The 22,686-nt window shown below is 67.3% G+C and carries 22 protein-coding genes; 4 read left to right on the top strand and 18 right to left on the bottom strand.

Annotation, left to right across the window (positions count from 1 at the left end):
• Positions 1 to 66 precede the first annotated feature (66 nt).
• Together AC1DFC_RS21025 and AC1DFC_RS21020 are read right to left on the bottom strand one after the other, a co-directional pair.
• Positions 67 to 1,005, bottom strand: coding sequence for a 2-hydroxyacid dehydrogenase (locus AC1DFC_RS21025; RefSeq protein WP_413335548.1), 939 nt, complete (start codon positions 1,003 to 1,005; stop codon positions 67 to 69).
• 40 nt (positions 1,006 to 1,045) lie between these two features.
• Entirely contained in the window at positions 1,046 to 2,878 is a 1,833-nt protein-coding gene (locus AC1DFC_RS21020; protein ID WP_413335550.1) for an ABCB family ABC transporter ATP-binding protein/permease, read from the bottom strand.
• Between the two features lie 41 nt (positions 2,879 to 2,919).
• Here AC1DFC_RS21020 and AC1DFC_RS21015 point away from each other — a divergent pair, with 41 nt between their 5' ends.
• The gene (locus tag AC1DFC_RS21015; protein ID WP_007834091.1) at positions 2,920 to 3,345 is read left to right on the top strand and encodes an acyl-CoA thioesterase; all 426 of its coding nucleotides are present in this window, start codon (positions 2,920 to 2,922) and stop codon (positions 3,343 to 3,345) included.
• A 6-nt stretch (positions 3,346 to 3,351) separates the two neighbouring features.
• On the opposite strand, the gene AC1DFC_RS21010 is transcribed toward AC1DFC_RS21015, so the two are convergent.
• The 13 genes from AC1DFC_RS21010 to AC1DFC_RS20950 form a co-directional block, all read right to left on the bottom strand.
• The gene (locus AC1DFC_RS21010; RefSeq protein WP_042673490.1) at positions 3,352 to 4,458 is read right to left on the bottom strand and encodes an ABC transporter substrate-binding protein; all 1,107 of its coding nucleotides are present in this window, start codon (positions 4,456 to 4,458) and stop codon (positions 3,352 to 3,354) included.
• Positions 4,459 to 4,641: 183 nt separating this feature from the next.
• A complete protein-coding gene (locus tag AC1DFC_RS21005) occupies positions 4,642 to 5,406 on the bottom strand; it encodes an enoyl-CoA hydratase (RefSeq protein WP_413316102.1) in 765 nt (254 codons plus the stop codon).
• 36 nt (positions 5,407 to 5,442) lie between these two features.
• The gene (locus AC1DFC_RS21000) at positions 5,443 to 6,036 is read right to left on the bottom strand and encodes a 2-hydroxychromene-2-carboxylate isomerase (RefSeq protein WP_413316101.1); all 594 of its coding nucleotides are present in this window, start codon (positions 6,034 to 6,036) and stop codon (positions 5,443 to 5,445) included.
• Positions 6,037 to 6,111: 75 nt separating this feature from the next.
• Complete coding sequence (locus AC1DFC_RS20995; RefSeq protein WP_007834083.1) at positions 6,112 to 6,858, bottom strand: SDR family oxidoreductase; 747 nt, start codon at positions 6,856 to 6,858, stop codon at positions 6,112 to 6,114.
• Between the two features lie 5 nt (positions 6,859 to 6,863).
• On the bottom strand, positions 6,864 to 7,700 hold the full coding sequence (locus AC1DFC_RS20990; RefSeq protein ID WP_007834081.1) for an acyl-CoA thioesterase: 837 nt from the start codon (positions 7,698 to 7,700) through the stop codon (positions 6,864 to 6,866).
• Positions 7,701 to 7,729: 29 nt separating this feature from the next.
• Positions 7,730 to 8,629, bottom strand: a complete 900-nt coding sequence (locus AC1DFC_RS20985; RefSeq protein ID WP_007834079.1) for an alpha/beta hydrolase family protein — start codon at positions 8,627 to 8,629, stop codon at positions 7,730 to 7,732.
• Between the two features lie 55 nt (positions 8,630 to 8,684).
• Positions 8,685 to 9,881 carry an acetyl-CoA C-acyltransferase gene (locus tag AC1DFC_RS20980; protein WP_007834074.1) on the bottom strand — a complete coding sequence of 399 codons (1,197 nt, stop codon included), beginning with the start codon at positions 9,879 to 9,881 and terminating at the stop codon, positions 8,685 to 8,687.
• Positions 9,878 to 10,294, bottom strand: a complete 417-nt coding sequence (locus tag AC1DFC_RS20975) for an endonuclease domain-containing protein (protein WP_007834073.1) — start codon at positions 10,292 to 10,294, stop codon at positions 9,878 to 9,880. The genes AC1DFC_RS20980 and AC1DFC_RS20975 overlap by 4 nt, the downstream gene beginning before the upstream one ends.
• A gap of 64 nt (positions 10,295 to 10,358) precedes the next feature.
• Positions 10,359 to 12,758, bottom strand: coding sequence for a 3-hydroxyacyl-CoA dehydrogenase/enoyl-CoA hydratase family protein (locus AC1DFC_RS20970; RefSeq protein ID WP_478179920.1), 2,400 nt, complete (start codon positions 12,756 to 12,758; stop codon positions 10,359 to 10,361).
• Between the two features lie 40 nt (positions 12,759 to 12,798).
• Positions 12,799 to 13,233: a DUF2147 domain-containing protein gene (locus tag AC1DFC_RS20965; protein ID WP_007834070.1), complete on the bottom strand. Its 435-nt coding sequence runs from the start codon at positions 13,231 to 13,233 to the stop codon at positions 12,799 to 12,801.
• A gap of 46 nt (positions 13,234 to 13,279) precedes the next feature.
• Positions 13,280 to 15,076, bottom strand: coding sequence for an acyl-CoA dehydrogenase C-terminal domain-containing protein (locus AC1DFC_RS20960; protein ID WP_007834069.1), 1,797 nt, complete (start codon positions 15,074 to 15,076; stop codon positions 13,280 to 13,282).
• A gap of 73 nt (positions 15,077 to 15,149) precedes the next feature.
• Positions 15,150 to 15,836, bottom strand: a complete 687-nt coding sequence (locus AC1DFC_RS20955) for a TetR/AcrR family transcriptional regulator (RefSeq protein WP_007834068.1) — start codon at positions 15,834 to 15,836, stop codon at positions 15,150 to 15,152.
• A gap of 142 nt (positions 15,837 to 15,978) precedes the next feature.
• Entirely contained in the window at positions 15,979 to 16,737 is a 759-nt protein-coding gene (locus AC1DFC_RS20950) for an SDR family oxidoreductase (protein WP_478179919.1), read from the bottom strand.
• Between the two features lie 108 nt (positions 16,738 to 16,845).
• Here AC1DFC_RS20950 and AC1DFC_RS20945 point away from each other — a divergent pair, with 108 nt between their 5' ends.
• Positions 16,846 to 17,733: a LysR family transcriptional regulator gene (locus tag AC1DFC_RS20945; RefSeq protein ID WP_478179918.1), complete on the top strand. Its 888-nt coding sequence runs from the start codon at positions 16,846 to 16,848 to the stop codon at positions 17,731 to 17,733.
• Positions 17,734 to 17,736: 3 nt separating this feature from the next.
• Here AC1DFC_RS20945 and AC1DFC_RS20940 read toward each other — a convergent pair whose 3' ends face one another.
• The 3 genes from AC1DFC_RS20940 to AC1DFC_RS20930 form a co-directional block, all read right to left on the bottom strand.
• Positions 17,737 to 18,573 (bottom strand): helix-turn-helix domain-containing protein, encoded by an 837-nt coding sequence (locus AC1DFC_RS20940; protein WP_478179917.1) that lies wholly within the window; start codon positions 18,571 to 18,573, stop codon positions 17,737 to 17,739.
• Positions 18,574 to 18,600: 27 nt separating this feature from the next.
• The gene (locus AC1DFC_RS20935; RefSeq protein ID WP_007839007.1) at positions 18,601 to 19,449 is read right to left on the bottom strand and encodes a fumarylacetoacetate hydrolase family protein; all 849 of its coding nucleotides are present in this window, start codon (positions 19,447 to 19,449) and stop codon (positions 18,601 to 18,603) included.
• Positions 19,450 to 19,536: 87 nt separating this feature from the next.
• Complete coding sequence (locus tag AC1DFC_RS20930) at positions 19,537 to 20,271, bottom strand: SDR family oxidoreductase (RefSeq protein ID WP_478179916.1); 735 nt, start codon at positions 20,269 to 20,271, stop codon at positions 19,537 to 19,539.
• 121 nt (positions 20,272 to 20,392) lie between these two features.
• Between AC1DFC_RS20930 and AC1DFC_RS20925 the strand changes: the two genes are divergently transcribed.
• Positions 20,393 to 21,109: a FadR/GntR family transcriptional regulator gene (locus tag AC1DFC_RS20925; RefSeq protein WP_007839003.1), complete on the top strand. Its 717-nt coding sequence runs from the start codon at positions 20,393 to 20,395 to the stop codon at positions 21,107 to 21,109.
• A gap of 30 nt (positions 21,110 to 21,139) precedes the next feature.
• Positions 21,140 to 22,666 (top strand): UxaA family hydrolase, encoded by a 1,527-nt coding sequence (locus AC1DFC_RS20920; protein ID WP_413335564.1) that lies wholly within the window; start codon positions 21,140 to 21,142, stop codon positions 22,664 to 22,666.
• Positions 22,667 to 22,686 lie beyond the last annotated feature (20 nt).

Below are 22,686 nucleotides of genomic sequence, written 5' to 3'. Positions count from 1 at the left end.
CGCCTCCATCGMGCGCYCTGCCTGCCCCCATCCCAACCYTCCCCCAGAAGGGGGAGGAGCAAGGCATCAGATGGGGGTGAGGACGCCACGCCCCGCGAAGTGCCCTTCGGCATTCGCGAGGAAGTGGTCCACCGACTTCTGCGTCGCCTCGGGCGACCAGCCGGCCATGTGCGGTGTCAGCAGCACGTTATCGAGGCCGATCAGCGGCTCGGGCCGCTTCGGTTCGCTCTCGTACACGTCGAGGCCGGCACCGGCGATGCGGTTCTCGCGCAGCGCCGCCGCCAGCGCCTCGGTGTCGACCACGCTGCCACGCCCGATGCTCACCAGGTAGCCCTGCGGCCCGAGCGCGTCGAGCACTTCGGCATTGACCAGGTGCTTCGTGGCCGGGCCGCCCGGCGCGACCAGCACGAGGAAGTCGGCCCATGTGGCAAGCGACGTCAGGTCGTCGAAGTAGCGGTGCGTCGCGCCTTCCTTCGGCTTGCGGTTGTGATAGCCCACCTCCATGTCGAACGCCGCCGCCCGCTTCGCGATCTTCTGCCCGATGGTGCCCATCCCCAGGATGCCCAGCTTCTTGCCCGACACGTTCGGCGGCTGCGGAATGGCCTCGCGCCACACGCCTTCGCGGCACAGCCGGTCGAGCTTGCGGAACTCGCGCACGATGCCGATCAGCAGGCCGAAGGCGTGATCGGCCACACAGTCGTCGTTGGTGCCCGCGCCGTTGGCCGTGGCGATGCCGCGTGCACGCGTGGCTTCGAGCGGCACGCCCTCGTAGCCCGCGCCCATGCAGCAGATCAGCTCCACGGCCGGCATGGCCGCGATTTCCTCGGGCGTGATACCGATGACGCCGATGGTCAGCACCGCGCGGAACTTCTTGCCGTGCTCGGCAATGGCAGCCGCGCGCTGCGCGTCGCCGAAGGCATAGGTCATGTCGTAGACCTCGGCAATCTGGGCCTGGTGGGCGCTCGACAGGCTGTTGAGCACCAGCAGGGGAATCTTGGTCGACACGTGGGAACTCCTGAACGAAAAAATGAAATGGATGATCGCGCTACATCAGCGGTGCCGCTTCGCTCTTCTGCAAGGCCCACATCTGGGCGTAGCGGCCCTGCTTCGCGAGCAGCTCGGCGTGCGTGCCGCGCTCGACGATCACGCCCGACTCCAGCACCAGGATCTCGTGCGCGTCGACCACCGTCGACAGCCGGTGCGCGATGACCAGCGTGGTCTTGTCCTGCGCGGCGCTCTTGAGCTCAGACTGGATGGCGCGCTCGTTGGCCGAGTCGAGCGCCGAGGTGGCCTCGTCGAAGATCACGATCGGCGGGTTCTTCAGCAGCGTGCGCGCGATGGCCACGCGCTGCTTCTCGCCGCCCGAGAGCTTGAGGCCGCGCTCGCCCACCGTCGTTTCGTAGCCCTTGGGCGTGGCCACGATGAAGTCGTGGATGCGCGCGGCGCGGGCCGCGGCCTCCACCTCTTCGCGCGTGGCGCCGGGGCGGCCGTAGGCAATGTTGTATTCGACCGTGTCGTTGAAGAGCACCGTGTCCTGCGGCACGATGCCGATCGCGCGGCGCACGCTCGACTGCGTGACTGCGCGGATGTCCTCGCCGCCGATGGTGATGCGGCCCTGCTGCACGTCGTAGAAGCGGTAGAGCAGCCGCGCGAGCGTCGACTTGCCCGAGCCCGAGGGGCCGACCACGGCCACCGTCTTGCCCGCTGGAATCTCGAAGCTCACGTGCTTGAGGATGGGCCGCGCGGGCTCGTAGGCGAAGCTCACGTCCTCGAAGCGCACCGTGGCGTCGGCGCCGGCCAGCGGCTGCGAGCCGGGCGCATCGCGCACCTCGCGCTCTTTTTCCATCAGCACGAACATCTTGTCGAGGTCGGTCAGGCTCTGCTTGATCTCGCGGTAGATCACGCCGAGGAAATTCAGCGGAATGTAGAGCTGGATCATGAAGGCGTTGACCATCACCAGGTCGCCCAGCGTCATACGCCCGTCGACCACGCCCGAGGTGGCGCGCCACAGCATCAGCACCAGGCTGATGGCGATCAGCGCCTGCTGGCCGGTGTTGAGCATGCTCAGCGTGCGCTGGCTCTTGATGGCGGCCTTGCGGTAGCGGTCGAGGCTGGCGTCGTAGCGGCCGGCCTCGAAATCCTCGTTGTTGAAGTACTTGACGGTCTCGTAGTTCAGCAGCGAATCGACCGCGCGACTCTGCGCCACCGAGTCGAGCTCGTTCATGGTCTTGCGGAACTGCGTGCGCCACTCGGTCACCGTGACGGTGAACGTGATGTACAGCACCAGCGCGGCCGCCGTGATCCAGACGAACAGCGAGTCGAACTTCACGCCCAGGATGGTGAGCACCAGCACCAGTTCGATGATGGTCGGCACGATGCTGTAGAGCGACATCGAGATCAGCGAGTGCACGCCGCGCGTGCCGCGCTCGATGTCGCGCGTCATGCCGCCGGTCTGGCGCTCCAGGTGGAAGCGCAGGCTCAGCGCGTGCAGGTGGCGGAACACCTCCAGCGCGATCTGCCGGGCCGTGCCCTCGGTGGCCTTGGCGAAGATCAGCTCGCGCAGCTCGCCGAAGAGCGAGGTCGAGAAGCGCAGCAGCCCGTAGGCCAGCAGCAGCCCGATGGGCACGATGAGCAGCGCCTGTGCCATGTCGGGCTTGGGCGTCATCGTGTCGACCAGGTTCTTCAGCAGCACCGGCACGCCCACGTTGGCCACCTTGGCGCCCACCATGAAGGCCAGCGCCGCGGCCACCCGCCACTTGTACTGCCAGAGGTAGGGAAACAGGCGGCGCAGCGTCGCCCAGTCGGAACGGTCACTGCGCGCCGGCGGGTGGCCGCCGGCTGTGTGGGGGGAAGGAAGGGCTTCGCCGCTTCGGCGCATGGAGGACAATCGTGGTTGCTTGTTTGTTCCAGATTGTGCCCATGTCAGATACTTCCAGTGCCGCCGCCGCGGCCACCCTCAAAAGCCTGCCCACCGACATGGAGCTGGTGCTCAAGGTCATTCCGATGCCGGCGGACTGCAACGCCAACGGCGACATCTTCGGCGGCTGGGTCATGGCGCAGTGCGACCTGGCCGGCTCGGTGATTCCGGCGCGCTACGCCAAGGGCCGGCAGGCGACGGTGGCGGTCAACGAATTCATCTTCAAGCAGCCGGTGCGGCTGGGCGACATTCTTTCGTTCTATTCGAAGCTGGTGCGCATCGGGCGCACCTCGGTCACGGTGACCGTCGAAGTCTTCGCCGAGCGCTTCCGCGCCCAGGGCGAGTACATCAAGGTCACGCAGGCTACCTTCACCTACGTCGCCATCGACGACAACGGCCGTCCGCGAGTGATCGAGCAGCAGCCCTGAACGAGTTCAGACGCCCGGGTCGCGTACGCGCTCGAAGTGCTCGAACTCGCGGTTGACCCAGCGCCCCTCGCGGCGCTCGACGCGGCGGATGTACACCGTCTGCACGATGTCCCGCGTGTGCGCGTCGATCTCTATCGGGCCGCGCGGGCTGTCGAGCCGCACGCCCCGGAACGCGTCCACCAGCCGCTCGCCAACCGCGCCACCGTGCGCCACGGGCGAGGCCATCGCCGCGTCGATGGCCGCGAGCGCATCGTGGGCCGCGACCGCGAAATACCCCGGACGCAGGTGATCGCCGTACTCCGCCTGGAACGCCGACGTGAACCGGCGGTTGGCCGGCGACTCGTGCGCGAATGAATAGTGGTGACTCGTGACGAGCCCATCGGCCAGCTCGCCGATGCCCTCGAGGTAGTGGTCGTCGGTGGCGTCGCCCGTCGCGAGCAGGCGAATGCCGGCGTCGGCCATGCCGCGGTCGCGCCAGAACTTCAGGAAGGTGGCCGGCATCTGCCCCGACGGCAGGAAGAAGAACACCGCCTGTGGCTTGAGTTCGCGCAGCCGCAGCATGTAGGCCGAGTAGTCGAGCGTGGCCAGCGGCACCCGCAGCATCGCGCCGACCCGGCCTCCACCCGCGGTGATGCCCGATACGAAGGCGCTTTCGGCATCGACGCCCGAGGCGTAGTCGGCCACCACGGTGCAGACGTCGCGCAAGCCTTGCTGGAGCGCCCAGCGCGCCAGCGGCAGCGTGACCTGCCCGATGGTGAAGGACACCCGCACCGCGAACGGGCAGCGCGCCGTGATGCCCGAGGAGGCTGCGTTCATCACCACCAGCGGCAGCTTCGCCTGCGTGGCGACGCTGCCCACGGCATAGGCGTTGGAGCTGAAATCCAGGCCCGCCAGCAGGTCGACACGCTCGCTTTCCACGAGGTCCAGCGCATGGCGGCGCGCCTGGTCGGGCGCGCTGCCGGGCACGTCGCGCCGCAGCAGTTCGACCGGCCGGCCCGCAATGTTCTGGTTGTGCGCCGCCAGCCAGACGGCCATGCCGGCATCGAACTGCCGGCCACCGCCCGCATAAGGGCCGGACCACGAACCGATGACGCCGATGCGCAGCGGTCGCACCCGCGCCAAGGCCAGTGAAGGGGCTGCCAGGGCACCTGCCAGCAAACCGAAAGTACGCCGGCGCGAGAAGCGGAATGCTACTTTTTCAGTAGCGTCGTTTGCCTGCGGGCCGGGCGTTGCGAGGGTTCTTTTCTCTTGCACGCCGCGCAGTGTACGTATGCAGGCCCCGGCCCGGGAAGCGCGTCAGACCTTGGAGAAGTCCGGCTTGCGCTTCTCCATGAACGCGCCGAAGGCCTCGCGCGCCGCCGGTTCGCGCAGCATGCGACCGAAGCTCGCACCCTCCTCGCCCATGCGCTCCAGCACGGCAGGCATCTGCGCCTTCTTCAGCAGGCGCTTGGTTTCCACCAGCGCGCTCAGCGGCTTGGCGGCGAGCTTGCGGGCCTGCGTCTGCGCGATGGCGTTGGCCTCGGTCGGCGGCACCACGCGGTTGACCAGGCCCACCTCCAGCGCGGCCTCGGCCATGAAGGGCTCGCCCAGCAGCAACGCCTCGGCCGCGCGGTGGTAGCCCAGCATCTGCGGCACCAGCAGGCTCGACGCCGCTTCGGGGCACAGGCCGAGGTTCACGAAGGGCATCGAGAAGGCGGCGTTGTCGCCCGCGTAGACGAGGTCGCAATGGAACAGCATCGTGGTGCCGATGCCCACGGCCGGGCCGCACACGGCCGCGACGATGGGCTTGGGGAAGGTTGCGATGCCTCGCAGGAAGCGGAACACCGGCGATTCCTGCGTCGACGGCGGGCCGTTGAGGAAGTCGCCGATGTCGTTGCCCGCGCTGAAGATGGTCGGATCGCCCTGGATCAGCACGCAGCGCACGGCCGCATCGCTCTCGGCGGCGGCCAGCGCATCGGCCAGTTCGGCGTACATGCCGCTGGTGATCGAGTTCTTCTTGTCGACGCGGTTGAAAGTGAGGGTCATCACACCGGCTTCGGTGTGGACGAGGATGTCGCTCATGGGAATGGTCCTTGAATAAAGGGATTGGCGCCGCGATCAGGCGCAAAGGGCTTCGCGGACGAAATCGAGGCGGTCTTGCCCCCAGAACATCTCGCTGCCGACGAACATGGTGGGAGCGCCGAACACGCCGCGCTCCACGGCTTCCTGGGTGACGGCCTTGAGGCGGTCCTTGGTTTCCTGCGCGCCGGCCAGCGCGAGCAGGCCCGCGGCGTCGAAGCCCGCATTCTGCAAGACGGCGCCGACGATTGCCGGGTCGTTGAGATTCTTCGGCTCGACCCACATCGCGTGGAAGACCGCGTCGACATACGCACCGAAGCGCGCCGGCTCCTTCATCTGGATGCCGGTGGCGCCGCGCATCAGCAGCAGCGTGTTGATGGGGAAATGCGGGTTGTGCACGAAGGGCACGCCGTAGCGCTTCGCAAAGCGCTGCAGGTCGACGGTCATGTACGGGCCCTTGGGCTTGATCTCGGCGGGCGAATGGTTCCCCGTGGCCTGGAACACGCCGCCCAGGAGCATAGGCTTCCACACCAGCTCGGCGCCTGCGTCAGCACATACGTGCGGCAGCTGCGTTGCGGCGAGGTAGGCGGCGGGGCTGCCGAAGTCGAAGTAGAAGTCGACGGATTTGGTCATGGGTGTCTCCTTGTCGGACGCTTGTGTTCGGGGGCGCGTGCACAGGCCACCGGGTACTCCCCTGCGCCCGTCATCTCAGAATTTCTCGGACCAGGGCCGCAGATCGAGCTCGTGCGTCCATGCATCGCGCGGTTGCGAATGCAGCATCCAGTAGCTGTCGGCGATGTGGTCCGGGTTCAGGATGCCGTCACTGTCCTTCAGTGCATAGCGCTCGGGGAAGTTGCTGCGGATGAACTCGGTGTCGATGGCGCCGTCGACCACCACGTGCGCCACGTGAATGCCCTGCGGCCCCAGCTCCCGCGCCATCGACTGGGCCAGCGCGCGCAATGCCATCTTGGCGCCCGAGAAGGCGCCGAAGTTCGCCGCGCCACGCAGCGAAGCCGTCGCGCCCGTGAAGATGATCGTGCCGCGATGCCCGCCTTCCGGCATGTCGCGCGCCACCATCCGCTTCGCCACCTCGCGCCCGTTGAGAAAGCCCGAGAAGCAGGCCATCTCCCACACCTTGAAGTACTTGCGCGCGGTCTCGCTCAGGATGCTCTCGGGCACGTTGGCCCCGATGTTGAACACCATCACCTCGATCGGCCCGACCGTCGACTCGATCTGCTCGACGAGTGCAACCACCTCCTCTTCCTTGCGCGCATCGCAGGCGAAGGCATGTGCGCAGCCGCCGTCGGCCTCGATCTGCGCCACCAGCGGCTGCAGCTTGTCGAGGCTGCGCCGCGTGACGCAGGTGGCGAAGCCTTCGCGCGCGAAGCGGCGGGCAATGGCGCCGCCGGTGGCGTCGCCCGCGCCCACGATGAGTGCAGCCTTGGTGAGCGCCATGACGGTCATTCCTTGTAGTAGACGATCTGGTTGGAAGTGGCGAGCAACGTGCCGCCTTCGCTCCAGAGCTGCGCAGCCTGGTCGAAGAAGCCGCTGCTGAACTGCTGCCCCGTCGCGCTGCCGAGCAGGTAACCCGTGCCGACCTCGGCCAGCTGCGCCGCATCGGCATGGAAATACGTGGTGATCGACACCGTGCCCACCGGCACCCGCGTGGCGCGGCGCAGCCACACGCGCGGGAAGAACAGGTCGCTCATGGCCGCGAGCGAGGCGAAGTCGAGCGCGCGTTGCTGCGCATCGCGCACCCAGAGCCGGCTCTCGCTGTGATGGCCGCTGCCGTCCCATTTCGAAGGAATGCTGCCGCTGATCGGCCGCATCTCGTACTGGCCGATCCACGCCACGCCCGACGGGCCAATGCTCATGCGCTCGACCATCTCGGGCCGCGGCACCTCGGGCATCGGCAGGTCGTTGCCGTTCCAGGTCTCGCGGCGCACGGCGGTCACCACGGTGGCGGTGGTCGTCATGTTCGGCGCTGCGCCGGGGCCGGCCTGCGTGATCTGCACCGTCCAGTGCTGCGTCGAGCGGTTGGTGCGCACGGCGGTGGCCTGGATGTCGAACGCGCCGGCTTCGAGCGCCGCCGCGTAGTTCACCGTGAGCGCGATCGGCACGCCGAGCAGGTCGGGATGCTTCAGCACCGCTTGCAGCGCCAGCGCCGCGGTGGTGCCGCCGAAAGGGCCGACCATGTTCCAGTAGTCGGGGCTGGTCATGCCCGTGAAGTGCCCCACGCGGATGTCGCTGTGGTGGATCGCCAGGGCCTTGTCGAAGGGGTGCGTGCTCGTCGTCATGATCGGCAGTGTGCCTCCGGTCGATGGCGTCACGCAGTCGTGTGCGGGACGTTGGCGTGCTGCAGCGCAGTAAGCGACGCCAGCCGATGCAGCTTGTCGAGCGTGCTCGGCCAGAGGCTCTGGCTGAACTGCTCGCGGAAGAAGCCGAAGTGGCCGATGCGCCGGGCCTGCACGTCGGCCGGCGCAATGCGCTCCACCGCGCTCGGTGCGCCGGCATAGAAGCTCACGAGGCTTTCGGTGCCGGCGAGCGTCATGAGCTCGTCGTCGGTCATCGACAGCGCGAGCACCGGGAAGCGCACGCGGCCGTAGCTGCGCAGTGCCGCCTCGCCTTCCGCGCCGACGCTGTAGCGCGGGTTCAGGCACCAGCGCCGCCATTGCAGGATCACGCCGCGCGGCAGGTCGCCGACCTTCTTCAGCCGGCGGCCCGGAAAGTAGCCGCACAGCCGCGTGACCAGCGGCACGAGCACGAACCAGAAGTAGAGGATGCTGCGCTTGAGCTTCGGCGCGTTCTCGCGCCAGTAGCCGCTGCCCGCGGCGATGCTGACGAGGCCGTCGACCTGCCCGGGACGCTGCAGGAAGCCCGGCAGCTGCGCGCCCAGGCTGTGGCCCAGCAGGTAGAGCGGCTGGCCGGGCAACGCCGCCTTGGCTGCGTCGATCACCGCTTCGTAGTCGCAAGCCCAGTCGAGCAGGTCGGCCTTGAAGCCGCGCAGCGGCGCATTGCCGCGCGAGTCGCCGGAGCCCCGGTAGTCGAAGGTCCAGACGCGCAGGCCCTGCTGCGCGAGCCATCGCGCGAAGGGCTCGTAGAAGGACTGGCGCACGCCCATCGCGCCACCGATCACGATGCTGGCACGCGGTGCGCCGACCGGCTCGTACGTTCGCACGGCCAATTGCGTACGACCACCATCGGTTGCAAGCTGCTGCATCTGCATGAGGTTGTCTCCTTCGTTGCCTCGACGCTCGTCCCGGTGTCTTGCGCGTTGCCGATCAGACGCGCTCGAAGATTCCCGCGGCGCCCTGGCCCATGCCCACGCACATCGTGACCATGCCGTACTTCAGGTTCTCGCGGCGCAGCGCATGCACCACGGTCGCCGAACGGATGGCGCCGGTGGCACCGAGCGGATGGCCCAGCGCAATTGCGCCGCCCATCGGGTTGACCTTCGACGGATCGAGCCCCAGCGTGTTGATGACGGCCAGCGACTGCGCGGCGAAGGCTTCGTTGAGCTCGAACCAGTCGATGTCCTGGTGCTTCAGGCCGGCGTAGCGCAGCGCGGCGGGAATGGCCTCGATCGGGCCGATGCCCATGATGTGCGGCGGCACACCTTTGCTCGCGAAGCTCACGAAGCGCGCGAGCGGCGTGAGGCCGTACTGCTTCACCGCCTTCTCGCTCGCGAGGATCAGCGCGCCGGCGCCGTCCGAGGTCTGCGAGCTGTTGCCGGCCGTGACGGTGCCGCGCGCGGCGAACACGGTGCGCAGCTTGGCCAGGCCTTCGAGGCTGGTGTCGGGGCGCGCGCCTTCGTCGAGGTTCGCCATGCGCGTCTTCACGATCGACTCGCCGGTGGCGAGGTTTGGCGTGCGGTCGGTCACTTCGATCGGCGTGATCTCGTCGGCGAACTTGCCGGCCTTCTGCGCGGCCAGCGCCTTCTGGTGCGAGGCGAGTGCGAACTCGTCCTGCGCCTCGCGGCTCACCTTCCACTGCTGCGCGACCTTCTCGGCCGTGAGGCCCATGCCGTAGGCAATGCCGACATCGCCTTCGCGCTCGAAGATCGAGGGCGACAGCGAGGGCGAATTGCCCATCATCGGCACCATGCTCATGCTTTCGACACCGGCCGCGATCATCACATCGGCCTCGCCGACGCGGATGCGGTCGGCCGCCATCTGCACGGCCGACAGGCCCGAGGCGCAGAAGCGGTTCACGGTGATGCCGCCGACGCTGGTCGGCAGGCCCGCCAACACGGCGCCGATGCGCGCGACGTTCAGGCCCTGCTGCGATTCGGGAATCGCGCAGCCGCAGATGATGTCTTCGATGGCCTTGGGATCGAGGCTGGGCACGGCGGCGAGCGCGGCACGCAGCGTGGTCGCGAGCAGGTCGTCGGGGCGGTAGTTGCGGAAGTAGCCGCGGTGCGACTTGCCGATGGGGGTGCGGGTGGCGGAGACGATGTAGGCGTCTTGGACTTGTTTCATGGATGGTTCCTGGATTGGGCTCCTTCCCCCTCTGGGGGAAGGTTGGGATGGGGGCAAGCGGCCGTCAATTCATCCAGTCGATTGACGATGGCCTGCAACACCCCTTCAAGATTGACAAACGGATCGTTCGAGCCGAAGCGAAGCACTTCGAATCCCTGCTCGCGCAGGAAAGCGTCGCGTCGGGCGTCGTAGCCGGCCTGCGCCTGGTGTTGCGATCCGTCGAGTTCGACGATCAGCTTAGGGCCGAGGCATGCGAAGTCGGCGATGTAGTTGCCAAGCGGATGCTGCCTGCGGAACTTCACTCCCAGTTGCTCGCCGCGCAACCCGCTCCAGAGCTTGCGCTCGGAGTCGGTCATCTCGCGCCGCAATGTGCGGGCGTTCTGTTGCGCGTTGGGAGTGGATTGGGTTTGCATAGGCTGCCTGCCCCCATCCCGGCCTTCCCCCAGAGGGGGAAGGAGTAAGAGGGCATCGCTCGCGTCAGTTACGCACCGGCTTCCCCGTGCTCAGCATTCCCATGATCCGCTCCTGCGTCTTCGGATGCACGATGAGCGAGCAGAACGCCTTGCGTTCCAGCGCCATCAGGTACTCCTCGGTCACGAGCGAGCCGGCGTCCACGTCGCCGCCGGTCACCACGTTCGCGATCAGGCTTGCAATGTGGAAGTCGTGCGCGCTGATGAAGCCGCCGTCGCGCATGTTCACGAGCTGGCCCTTGATCGTCGCGGCGCCGCTGCGGCCCGCCACGCGGAAGCTGCGGCGCAGCGGTGCACGGTAGCCGGCGTCGGCCATGGCCTTGGCCTGCTGCAGCGCCACATACAGCAGCTCGTCCTTGTTCGGCACGATCACGTCGCTGTCGAGCAGGTAGCCCAGCTTCTTCGAGTCGAGCGCGCCGGTGCCCACCTTCGCCATCGCGGCCGCGGTGAAGCCTTCGGTGAGGAACGGCAGCAGGTCGGTGCCCGTCGAGGCCGAGGCGTTCTCGGCGGCACGGCGCGCGATGTAGGTCAGGCCACCCGCGCCGGGGATCAGCCCCACGCCGACTTCGACCAGGCCGATGTAGCTCTCCATTGCTGCGACCCGTTTGGCCGAGTGGACGGCCAGCTCGCAGCCGCCGCCCAGCGCCATGCCGCGCACCGCGGAGATCACCGGCACGCTGGCGTAGCGGATCTTGAGCATCACGTTCTGCAACTCCTGCTCGGCGCCCTCCACCGCGCCGATACCGGCTACGACGAAGGCCGGCAGCATCGCCTGCAGGTCGGCGCCGACCGAGAACATCTCATCGGGCGACCAGATCACGAGGCCCTTGTATTCGGCTTCGGCCAGGTCGACTGCGGCGCCCAGCGCCTCGGCCACGTCAGGGCTGATGGCGTGCATCTTCGAATGGATGCTCGCGATCAGCACCTCACCATCCAGCGTCCACACGCGCACATCGCCTTCGTCGCTGATGGTGGTGCCCGCGGTGTTGGCATCGGCTGCATTCGCACCGAGCACGCTTTCCGGGAACAACTGGCGGTCATGCACGGGCAGCCTGCGCTGCGGCACGAACTTGTTCTGCGACGCGCTCCACGAGCCTTCGGGCGTGTGCACGCCGCCAGCCTCGGCCACCGGGCCTTCGAACACCCACTTGGGCAGCGGTGCGCTGCTCAGCGCCTTGCCGGAGTCGATGTCTTCCTGCACCCACTTGGCGACCTGCGCCCAGCCGGCTTCCTGCCAGAGCTCGAACGGGCCCTGCTTCATGCCGAAGCCCCAGCGCATCGCAAAGTCGATGTCGCGCGCGCTCTCGGCGATGTCGCCCAGGTGCACGGCGGCGTAGTGGAAGCCGTCGCGCAGGATGGCCCAGAGGAACTGGCCCTGCGGTCCTTCGCTCTCGCGCAGCAGCTTCAGGCGTTCGCCCGCGGGCTTCTTCAGCATGCGGCCGTACACCTCGTCGGCCTTGGCGCCGGCGGGCACGTACTCGCCGCTCTTCAGGTCGAAGCGCAGGATGTCGCGGCCGGCCTTCTTGAAGAAGCCGGCCTTGGTCTTCTGGCCCAGGTTGCCCAGCTCCAGCAGCTTGGCGAGCACCGGCGGCGTCGCGAAGTTGGCGTAGAACGGATCGCTCTCGGCGTTCAGGTTGTCCTGCAGCGTCTTCACGACGTGGGCCATCGTGTCGAGGCCCACCACGTCGGCGGTGCGGAAGGTGCCCGAGCTGGCGCGGCCCAGCTTCTTGCCCGTGAGGTCATCCACCACGTCGGGCGTGAGGCCGAACTTCTCGACTTCCTTCAGCGTGGCCAGCATGCCGGCGATGCCGACGCGGTTGGCGATGAAGTTGGGCGTGTCGTGCGCGCGCACCACACCCTTGCCCAGCGTGCTGGTGACGAAGGCTTCGAGGTCGTCGAGCACCTGCGGCTGCGTGGTGGGCGTGTTGATCAGCTCCACCAGGAACATGTAGCGCGGCGGGTTGAAGAAGTGGATGCCGCAGAAGCGCGGCTTCAGCGCTTCGGGCAGCGCCTCGCTGAGCTTGGTGATCGAGAGGCCCGAGGTGTTCGAGGCCAGGATCGAATGCTTGGCAACGTGCGGCGCGATCTTCTTGTACAGATCGAGCTTCCAGTCCATGCGCTCGGCAATGGCTTCGATGATGAGGTCGCACTCGCCGAGCTTGGCCAGGTCGTCTTCGTAGTTGGCCTGTTCGATCAGGCCCGCATCGGCCACGTCGCCGAGCGGCGCGGGCTTGAGCTTCTTGAGGTTGTCGATGGCGCGCGCGACGATGCCGTTCTTCGGGCCTTCTTTTGCGGCCAGGTCGAACAGCACGACAGGCACGCGCACGTTGACGAGGTGGGCCGCAATCTGCGCGCCCATCACGCCGGCGCCGAGCACGGCGACCTTCTTCACTTGAAATCGGGACATGTTGCTTGGTATTTCTTGGATAGGTTGCGCACAGGCTTGTTTACTGCGCGCGGTTCCAGGTTTGGGTACGCCAGAACGGGCCCAGGTAGCCGCGCACCTCGAGCTTCTTGCCGCCCTCGATGGGCGTGAAGCTCGCGCGGTATTCCTTGCCGTTCTCGGGGTCGAGGATCTTTCCGCCTTCCCAGACGTCCTTGTTCTCGGCCTTCTTGCCGCCGCGGATGATGTCGAGGCCGACCATGGGCTTGTCCTTGCGGTCGTCGCTGCATTCGCTGCAGACCGCGCCGGGCTTGGCATCCTTGCCCAGCGCCTTCTCGATGCGCCCGGACAGCGCGCCGTGGGTCTCCGCGATGCTGATCTCGGCCTTGACCTCGCCGGTCTTGTCGTCCACGTTGCGCCACAGACCCACCGGCGTGCTCTGAGCCATGGCCGAAACGGCCGTGACGGAGAACAGGATGGCTGCGAGTGTTGTTTTCATGATCGACGGCTCCTGGAGTCGAAGGAAGACGAGACGGTACGACCGCTCAGGCCAGTGCCGCGTCGGTGTCCATCAGCACCTTGCTGCCGGCGCGCGCGGTGCGCATCAGCGTCGCGGTCTCGGGGAACAGCTTGGCGAAATAGAAGCGTGCTGTCTGCAGCTTGGCGACGTAGAACGGATCGGTGTTGCCGGCCGCAATTTCACGCAGCGCGACCTGCGCCATGCGGGCGAACAGGTAGCCGAACACGAAGTGGCCGGCCACGCGCAGGTAGTCGACAGCAGCGGCGCCCACTTCGTCGGGATTCTGGAAACCCTTGAAGCCGATCTCGGTCGTGAACTTGGTGAGCTGGTCGCCCAGCATCGCGATCGGGTTGATGAACTCGGCCATCTTCTCGTTCACACCCTCTTCTTCCACCAGCTTGCCCACGAGCTTGCCGAACTTCTTCAGCGACGCGCCGTTGTTGCCCAGCACCTTGCGGCCCAGCAGGTCCAGCGACTGGATGGTGTTGGTGCCTTCATAGATCATGTTGATGCGGTTGTCGCGCACGAACTGCTCCATGCCCCATTCCTTGATGAAGCCGTGGCCGCCGAACACCTGCATGCAGGCGTTGGTGGAAATGTGGCCGTTGTCGGTGATGAAGGCCTTGACGATGGGGGTCAGCAGCGCGACCAGCTCACCCGAGTCCTTGCGCACCTTCTCGTCGGGGTGGTTGTGTTCCTTGTCGAGCAGCAGCGTGCAGAAGATCTGCAGCGCGCGGCCGCCTTCGGCATAGGCCTTGGCAGTGAGCAGCATCTTGCGCACGTCGGGGTGCACGATGATGGGGTCGGCTTCCTTGTCCTTGGCCTTCACGCCCGAGAGCGAGCGCATCTGCACGCGGTCTTTCGCGTAGGCCAGTGCGTTCTGGTAGGCCACTTCGGTCAGGCCGAGCGACTGGTTGCCCACGCCCAGGCGTGCGGCGTTCATCATCACGAACATCGCGGCCAGGCCCTTGTTGGGCTCGCCCACCAGCGTGCCGGTGGCGCCTTCGATCACGATCTGCGCGGTGGCGTTGCCGTGGATGCCCATCTTGTGCTCCAGGCCGGCGCAGAAGATCGGGTTGCGCTCGCCGAGCGAGCCGTCGGCCTTGACCTTGAACTTCGGCACCACGAACAGGCTGATGCCCTTGCTGCCCTTGGGCGCATCGGGCAGGCGGGCCAGCACCAGGTGAATGATGTTGCTCGTCATGTCGTGCTCGCCGGCCGAGATGAAGATCTTGCTGCCGGTGATGCGGTAGGTGCCGTCGGGCTGCGGCTCGGCCTTGGTGCGCAGCAGGCCGAGGTCGGTGCCGCAATGGGGTTCGGTGAGGCACATGGTGCCGGTCCACTCGCCGCTCGTGAGCTTGGGCAGGTAGGTCTTCTTCTGTTCGTCAGTGCCGTGCGCCACCAGCGCCTCGTACGCGCCGTGCGAGAGGCCGGGGTACATGGTCCAGGCCTGGTTGGCGCTGTTGAGCATCTCGAACAGGCACTGGTTCACCACGAAGGGCAGGCCCTGGCCGCCGAAGGCCGGGTCGCACGACAGCGCAGGCCAGCCGCCTTCGACGTACTTGGCGTAGGCGTCCTTGAAGCCCTTGGGCGTCTTCACTTCGTGCGTGGTCTTGTCGAGCACGCAGCCCTCTTCGTCGCCGCTGATGTTCAGCGGAAAGGTCACCTCGGCAGCGAACTTGCCGGCCTCCTCGATCACCGCGTTGATGGTGTCGGCGTCGGTTTCGGCGTGGGCCGGCAGCGCCTTGAGTTCCTCGGCGACGTTGAGCACTTCATGCAGCACGAACTGCATGTCGCGCACGGGTGGGTTGTAGGTAGGCATCCGGGACTCTCCTGGTCGAAGCTAGATAGAAAAAGAAAAAGGGGAAAACAGAAAAGAGGACAGGCCGCGCGCCTCAGCGCACGGTCTTGAGGCGGCGGCCCGCCGGCGCAGTGGCCCCGGCCTTCGGCGCGTCGGGCGTGGCGCTGCGCGCGAGGATGTTGTCGAAGCCGACGTTGGCGCGGCCGATGGAGCCGGGCACCTGAAGAAAGCGCGCCTCGTAGTGCAGCGCGAGGATCAAGCCGTGGATCTCGAACGCCACCTGGCGCTCGTCGGCGTCGGCGCGCAGGTGGCCTTCGCTCTGTGCCTGCACGATGGCGCGCAGCACGGCGGCCTGCCAGATGCTGACCGACTCGACCAGCGCGTCGCGCACCGGACCCGGGCGGTCGTCGAATTCGGAGGCGCCGCTGATGTAGATGCAGCCCGAGTCGATCTCGGTCGAGGTGCGCTTCATCCAGTTGGCGAACATGGCGCGCAGGCGCGGCAGGCCGCGCGGCGCCTGGAGGGCGGGAAAGAACACTTCCTGCTCGAAGCGCGCGTGGTATTCGCGCACCACCGAGATCTGCAGTTCCTCGCGCGAGCCGAAGTGGGCGAACACGCCCGACTTGCTCATCTTGGTGATTTCGGCCACGGCGCCGATCGACAGGCCCTCCAGCCCGATCTGCGCGGCCAGCGCCAGCGCGGCGTCGACGATGACGGCTTTGGTCTGCTGGCCCTTCTGGGCGGCGCGGACGGGCTTGGCGGAAACGGCTGTGGCGGACATCGTGGAATTTCCCTGCAAAAAAAAACGAACGGTCGTTCTATTTTGCAGGGCTTTGCACTTTCGGCCACAAGAGACCTTCAACGGTTGAAGGTTAATTGACGCGAAATGGGGGCGTCGCCGGCCCCGTCCCGGCCACTTCCTTTCAGAATTCCTGCGACACCGGCCGCAACACGACTTCGTTGATGTCCACGTTCGCCGGCTGCTCCACCGCGTAGACGACGGCGCGCGCCACCGAATCCGCGGGGATCTGGTTGGCGTCGTAGAACGCCTTCACGCCAGCCGCGCTCTCGGCATCGCTGCTGCCGAACTTCAGCTCCGAATCGACCGCCCCGGGCGACACGATGGTCACGCGCACGCCGCTGTTGCCCACCTCCACACGCAGGCCCTCGGAGATGGCGCGCACCGCATGCTTGGTAGCGCTGTACACCGTGCCGATGGGCGTGAACACCTTCAGCCCCGCAATGGAAGCGACGTTGACGATGTGCCCCCCGCCCTGCGCCTGCATGCGCGGCAGCACGGCGGCAATGCCGTAAAGCACGCCCTTGATGTTGACGTCGATGGTGCGGTCCCATTCGTCGACCTTGAGTTTCTCGAGCGGCGACAGCGGCATCACGCCCGCGTTGTTGACCAGCACGTCGATGCGGCCGAAGGCTTCGATGGTTGCGGCGGCGAGCTTGTCGAGTTCGGCGCGCTTCGACACGTCGGTGGCCACGGCGATGGCCTCGCCGCCGGCTTGGCGGATTTCTGCCACGACCTTGTCGAGCCGGTCGGTGCGGCGGGCCGCGAGCACCACCTTCGCGCCGCGCGCGGCAAGGTGGCGCGCCGTCGATTCGCCGAGCCCACTGCTCGCGCCGGTGACGATGGCGACCTTGCCCTGGATGTTGTCTTGAACGGATGTCATGGAAATTCCTTTCGGGGGTGTTGAAGAAGTGCACGCAGTGTGGAAAATCCTCGCGTTCCCGTATATGAAACTCTTCCGACTTCAGAATTCCTCAATAGGGAACAGTCCATGTCCAACCGCCTCGAAGCCTTGCGCGTGTTCTGCACCGCCGCCGATGCCGCCAACTTCCGAGACGCCGCGGTGCGGCTGTCGGTGTCGCCGCAGGTGGTGACACGCGCGGTGCGCGAGCTCGAAGACGAACTGGGCGAACCGCTGTTCCACCGCAGCACGCGCGGCGTACAGCTCACCGACTTCGGCCGGCAGCTCGCAGAGCGGGCGCGCGTGGCAGTGGGCGGCGTGGACGACCTCTTTCACCGCACCGACAGGCGCGCGCTGTCGCAACATGCGGGCACGGTGCGTGTCACTGCGCCGGGCATCTTCGGACGCCGGCTCATTCCGCAGGCGCTGGCGCCGATGCTCGCGGCACACCCCGGGCTGGTGCTGGACCTGCGCGTGTCGGAGAAGCATGCCGACGTGGTCGACCAGCAGATCGACATCGGCGTGCGCGTGGGCCCGCTGCGCGACGCACGCTTCGTTGCGAGGCCGGTGGGAAGGATGGCGCTGCACGTGGTGGCCGCGCCCGCACTCGTCGCGCGCACGGGCGTGCCGAAGAAGCTGGACGCGCTCGCGGCGCTACCGCTCACCGCACTGATCGACCGCAAGTCGGGCCGCCCCTGGCCGCTGGTCTTCAGCAAGGGCCGGCAACTGACGGTGACGTCGCCGGCCTTCGTTACCGACGACTTCGACACCGAGTGCGCCGCGGTGCTCGCGGGATTGGGCTTCGCCCAGCTGATCGGGGCACTGGCCGAGCCCTGGCTCGATTCGGGCGCGCTGGTGCCGGTGCTCGAAGCCGACGCGCCGCAGCCGTGGCCGATCTATGTGTACCGCTCGCAGCGCGCACCGGTGCCGGCGCGCGTGCGACTGGTGTACGACGAACTGATCCGCGTGCTGCGCTGAACGCTACGGCAGGCCGCACGTCCTCTGCCACGCACCGGGCGTGAAGCCGAACTGGCGCGCGAAGATGCGCGTCATGTGGCTCTGGTCCGCGAAGCCGCTTGCAGCAGCGGCGTCCGCGAGGCCCGTGCCGCGGCGGATCAGGCCGCGTGCGCGTTCGGCGCGCTGCAGCAGCAGCCACGCGTGGGGCGGCACGCCATAGGCCTTCTCGAAGCGCCGCAGCACCTGGTACCTGCCGAGGCCGGTCATCGCGGCAAGTTCGTCGAGCGTGGGCGCGGCGAGCAAGTCGTCGGCGAGGCGCTCGCGCACCAGCCGCACATCACCACCGATCTCGGGCAGCGCAACGGCGGTGGAATGGGCGTCGAGCAACACGCCGCAGACTTCGGCCAGCGATTCTTCGCAGGCCAGCGCCTCGGCGCCTGCGGCGTTGGCCGTGGCACAGCGCCACTCATCGAGGCGGGCGAACAGGCGGCACAGCGTGTGGAGCAGCCGCGCGTCCTGGAGCACGGGCCGCGTGAATTCGATGCCGGCGTCCGCAACGCCTTCGCGCATGCCAGCCATCACGACCGCATCGAAATACACCATGCGCCAACGGCGCGACGGGCCGCCGAGCGGCCGGCCGTCGTGCACTTCGCCGGGGTTGGTGGTGATCAGGTCGCCCGCATAGGCATCGACCCTTCCGCGGCCGCTGGCCGAGCTTTGCGCGCCATGGTCGAGCAGGCCGACGCCGTAGGTCGAATGCCAGTGCCGGCCGTAGTGGCGGGCACTGTCCATCGCGGTGGCATGGACGCCCTCCCAGGGCGTTCCAAAGACCTGCGAGCGATGGTCCGGCGGCGTCTTCATCCGCCGGATGATCTCAGAGAACGGTGCTCAGAGCTTGAAGGGAATCACTTCCTGGCGTTGTTCGCCCAGGCCTTCGATGCCCAGCGTCATCACGTCGCCCTTCTTCAGGAACAACGGCGGCTTCATGCCCATGCCCACGCCGGGCGGCGTGCCGGTGGTGATCACGTCGCCGGGCATCAGGGTCATGAACTGGCTCACGTAGCTCACGATCTTGGCGACGCTGAAGATCATGGTCCTGGTGCTGCCCGTCTGCACGCGCTGGCCGTTCAGGTCGAGCCACATCGAGAGCTTCTGCGGGTTCTCGATTTCGTCGCGCGTGACGAGCCAGGGGCCGAGCGGGCCGAAGGTGTCGCAACCCTTGCCCTTGTCCCAGGTGCCGCCGCGTTCGATCTGGTATTCGCGCTCGCTGACGTCGTTGATGGTGCAGTAGCCGGCCACATAGTCGAGCGCGCTCTTCTGCGACACATAGCGGGCGCGCGTGCCGATGACCACGCCGAGCTCGACTTCCCAGTCGGTCTTGACAGAGCCCTTGGGCAGCATCACGGGGTCGTTCGGCCCCTGGATGCAGCTGTTGGCCTTCATGAACACCACGGGCTCCTTGGGCACCGGCAGGCCGGACTCGGCCGCGTGGTCCGCGTAGTTGAGGCCGATGGCGATGAACTTGCCGACGTTGGCCACGGGGCTGCCGAAACGAGGCTTGCCCTTGACCAGCGGCAGCTTGTCGAGCTTCTGCTTGCGCAGCTTGGCAATGGCGGCATCGCCGAGCTGGTCGGGACCGATGTCCTTGACGACCGCGCTCAGGTCGCGCAGCTGGCCCTTGTCGTCGATGAGGCCGGGCTTTTCCTTGCCGGGGTTGCCATAGCGGACGAGTTTCATGCTTTCCTTTCAGTGCATTGAATCAATACGTGGAGCGGCCACTGGAGAGGTCGAAGACCACAGCGGTGGCCCGCGAAGTCGAGCGGGTCATATGGTGATGCCGCCGTCGACCGTGAAGGCCTGTCCGGTAGCGAAGATCGATTCGTCGCTCGCAAGGAACACCACCACCGGCGCGATCTCCTCGGCCTGCGCGAGCCGGCCCATGGGCTGGCGCGCGATGAAGGCCTTGCGGGCGGCATCGGGGTCGGCGTTGGCGTTGATACGCTCGCCGAGCGAAGGCGTATCGACCGTGCCCGGGCACACGGCATTGCAGCGGATGCCCCGGGCCACGTAGTCGGCCGCCACGCTCTTGGTAAGGCCCAGCACCGCCGCCTTGGTGGTGCCGTAGACAAAGCGGTTGGGCAGCCCCTTCATGCTGGAGCACACGCTCGCCATGTTGATGATGCTGCCGCGCCCGGCCGCCAGCATGCCGGGCAGCACGGCCTGGATGGTCCACATCTGCGCGCGCACGTTGAGGCTGAAGGCAAACAGCAGCTCGTCGTCGGTGGCCTGCTCGATGGTGCCGTTGTGCACCACGCCCGCGCAGTTGAAGAGAACGTCGAGCGCGGGCAGCTTCGCCACCAGCGCGCCGATGGCGGCCTTGTCGAGCACGTCGAGCTTGAGCGCCGTGACGTTGGGCATGCCGGCGTAGCGTTCGAGCAGCTTTTCGTTGACGTCGGTGGCCCAGACCTGCGCGCCTTCGGCCGCCATGGCGAGCACGCTGGCACGGCCGATGCCCTGGCCTGCGGCGGTGACCAGCGCGGTCTTTCCCTTCAATCTCATGGGTGTCTCCTCGGGTTAGGCCCGATGTTGATCCGGGCGGTGTATCGTATTCTGAATTGGCCTTACCACTTGTCCAATTCAGGACAACCCTTAACCCGTTCGATTTCCTCTTTTCGTTCCCGTGCCGATCCAGACCCTCGAACCCCAGCGCCTCTACCGCCAGATTGCCGAGCAGCTGCGCGTGCTCATCGGCAAGGGCGAGTTCGCGGTGGGCGCGCGCATTCCCGCCGAGCGCGACCTGGCCGCGCAGCTGGGCGTGAGCCGGCCCTCGGTGCGCGAGGCGCTGATTGCGCTGGAGGTCGAAGGCTGGGTCGAGATCCGCACCGGCTCGGGCGTGTACGTGCTCGACAGGTCGCACCGAGCGGCCCCGCCAGCCAACGGCGCAGCCGGCGTCGAATGGGGCCCGCTCGAAATCATCCGCGCGCGCCGCCTGGTGGAAGGCGAGACCGCCGCCACCGCGGCCCAGTACGGCAAGCGCAAGGACGTGGACGCCATGCGCCGCGCGATCCGCATGATGCGCGAGATGGCTGCACGCAACGAGGTGCCGCACGAGGGCGACCGCGCCTTCCACCTGGCCATCGTCAACGCGTGCGACAACGTGGTGCTGACCGAGACGGTGCAGGGCTTCTGGGAGTCGCGGCATGGGCCGATCTTCGCCCGGATGATCGATTACTTCGAGACCATGGACTCGTGGCAGGCCGCCATCGGCGAGCACGAAGCCATCCTCGACGCCATCGCGGCGCACGACCCGGCCGCGGCGCGCGACGCAATGCACCATCACATGGACAAGTTCCACCAGCGGTTCAGCGCGAGCTGGCGCCGCACCAAGGCCTCCTGACAAACAAACAAGCGCCGGCAGACACTCACGATGACTCCCTACATCCGACTCCACCCCGCCGATGACGTCGTCATCGCGCGCTCGCAACTGCTCGGCGGCACCGTCGTCGAGAACGTGGCCGTGCGCGGCCTGATCCCGCCGGGCCACAAGATCGCCATGCGCGCCATCGCGCCGGGCGAGCCTGTGCGCCGCTACAACCAGATCATCGGTTTCGCGAGCAAGCCCATCGCCGCCGGCGAGCACGTGCACACGCAGAACCTCGACATGGGTCCGGACAAGGGAGATTTCGAACGCGACTACGCCTTCGGCGCCGACGTGAAGCCCGCACCCGCCAAGCGCGAAGCCACCTTCATGGGCATCAAGCGCCCAGACGGCCGCGTGGCCACGCGCAACTACATCGGCGTGCTCACCAGCGTGAACTGCTCGGCCACGGCCGCGCGCGCCATTGCCGACCACTTCTCGCGCAAGACCAATCCGCAAGCACTTGCGGCGTTCCCGAACGTCGATGGCGTGGTCGCGCTCACGCACGGCACCGGCTGCGGCATGGACACCGAGGGCATGGGCATGCAGATTTTGGAGCGCACGCTCACGGGATACGCCACGCACCCGAACTTCGCGGGCGTGCTGGTCGTCGGGCTCGGCTGCGAGGCCAACCAGATCAACGCCTGGCTCGCGACCGGCCACCTGGCCGAGGGCGAGAACTTCCGCACCTTCAACATCCAGGACACCGGCGGCACGCGCAAGACGGTGGAGAGAGGCGTGGCGCTCATCAACGAGATGCTGCCGCGCGCCAACGCGGTGAAGCGCGAGCCATGCAGCGCTGCGCACATCACCATCGGGCTCCAGTGCGGCGGCTCCGACGGTTACTCGGGCATCAGCGCCAACCCGGCGCTGGGCGCGGCGGTCGACCTGCTGGTGGCGCACGGCGGCACCGCCATCCTCAGCGAAACGCCCGAGGTGTATGGCGCCGAGCACCTGCTGACGCGCCGTGCCGTGAAGCGCGAAGTCGGCCAGAAGCTGGTGGACCGCATCAAGTGGTGGGAGCACTACACCGCCATCAACGAAGGCGAGATGAACAACAACCCTTCGCCGGGCAACAAGGCAGGCGGGCTCACCACCATCCTCGAGAAGTCGCTGGGCGCGGTCGCCAAGGGCGGCACGAGCAACCTCGAGGCGGTGTACGAATACGCGGAGCCCGTCACCGCGCACGGCTTCGTCTACATGGACACACCGGGCTACGACCCGGTGAGCGCCACGGGCCAGGTGGCCGGCGGCGCCAACCTGATCTGCTTCACGACCGGGCGTGGCTCGGCGTACGGTTGCGCGCCCTCCCCCTCGCTCAAGCTCGCGACCAACTCGGCGCTTTGGCAGCGGCAGGAAGAAGACATGGACATCAACTGCGGCGAGATCGTGGACGGCACCGCGTCGATCCAGGAGATGGGCCAGCGAATCTTCGAACTGGTGCTCGCGACCGCCTCGGGCGCGCAATCGAAAAGCGAGCAGCACGGCTACGGGCAGAACGAGTTCGTTCCGTGGCAGGTCGGCGCCGTGATGTGAATCCATCGACAAGGAACCCC

It is taken from the genome of Variovorax sp. 10L421 (assembly GCF_056395365.1).
Note: the sequence above shows the minus strand (reverse complement) of the source record. Positions and strands in the feature narration are given on the sequence as shown.

Bases quoted from the DNA above. Each gene is read 5' to 3' on its own strand.
- AC1DFC_RS20990 (WP_007834081.1), bottom strand. From the start codon at position 7,700: ATGACGACGAGCACGCACCCCTTCGACAAGGCCCTGGCGATCCACCAC.
- AC1DFC_RS20960 (WP_007834069.1), bottom strand. From the start codon at position 15,076: ATGCCTACCTACAACCCACCCGTGCGCGACATGCAGTTCGTGCTGCAT.
- AC1DFC_RS20985 (WP_007834079.1), bottom strand. From the start codon at position 8,629: ATGCAGATGCAGCAGCTTGCAACCGATGGTGGTCGTACGCAATTGGCC.
- AC1DFC_RS20955 (WP_007834068.1), bottom strand. From the start codon at position 15,836: ATGTCCGCCACAGCCGTTTCCGCCAAGCCCGTCCGCGCCGCCCAGAAG.
- AC1DFC_RS20920 (WP_413335564.1), top strand. From the start codon at position 21,140: ATGACTCCCTACATCCGACTCCACCCCGCCGATGACGTCGTCATCGCG.
- AC1DFC_RS21000 (WP_413316101.1), bottom strand. From the start codon at position 6,036: ATGACCAAATCCGTCGACTTCTACTTCGACTTCGGCAGCCCCGCCGCC.
- AC1DFC_RS21015 (WP_007834091.1), top strand. From the start codon at position 2,920: ATGTCAGATACTTCCAGTGCCGCCGCCGCGGCCACCCTCAAAAGCCTG.
- AC1DFC_RS20935 (WP_007839007.1), bottom strand. From the start codon at position 19,449: ATGAAACTCGTCCGCTATGGCAACCCCGGCAAGGAAAAGCCCGGCCTC.
- AC1DFC_RS20995 (WP_007834083.1), bottom strand. From the start codon at position 6,858: ATGGCGCTCACCAAGGCTGCACTCATCGTGGGCGCGGGCGACGCCACC.
- AC1DFC_RS20965 (WP_007834070.1), bottom strand. From the start codon at position 13,233: ATGAAAACAACACTCGCAGCCATCCTGTTCTCCGTCACGGCCGTTTCG.
- AC1DFC_RS20930 (WP_478179916.1), bottom strand. From the start codon at position 20,271: ATGAGATTGAAGGGAAAGACCGCGCTGGTCACCGCCGCAGGCCAGGGC.
- AC1DFC_RS20950 (WP_478179919.1), bottom strand. From the start codon at position 16,737: ATGACATCCGTTCAAGACAACATCCAGGGCAAGGTCGCCATCGTCACC.
- AC1DFC_RS20980 (WP_007834074.1), bottom strand. From the start codon at position 9,881: ATGAAACAAGTCCAAGACGCCTACATCGTCTCCGCCACCCGCACCCCC.
- AC1DFC_RS20940 (WP_478179917.1), bottom strand. From the start codon at position 18,573: ATGAAGACGCCGCCGGACCATCGCTCGCAGGTCTTTGGAACGCCCTGG.
- AC1DFC_RS21005 (WP_413316102.1), bottom strand. From the start codon at position 5,406: ATGAGCGACATCCTCGTCCACACCGAAGCCGGTGTGATGACCCTCACT.
- AC1DFC_RS20945 (WP_478179918.1), top strand. From the start codon at position 16,846: ATGTCCAACCGCCTCGAAGCCTTGCGCGTGTTCTGCACCGCCGCCGAT.
- AC1DFC_RS20975 (WP_007834073.1), bottom strand. From the start codon at position 10,294: ATGCAAACCCAATCCACTCCCAACGCGCAACAGAACGCCCGCACATTG.
- AC1DFC_RS21020 (WP_413335550.1), bottom strand. From the start codon at position 2,878: ATGCGCCGAAGCGGCGAAGCCCTTCCTTCCCCCCACACAGCCGGCGGC.
- AC1DFC_RS20970 (WP_478179920.1), bottom strand. From the start codon at position 12,758: ATGTCCCGATTTCAAGTGAAGAAGGTCGCCGTGCTCGGCGCCGGCGTG.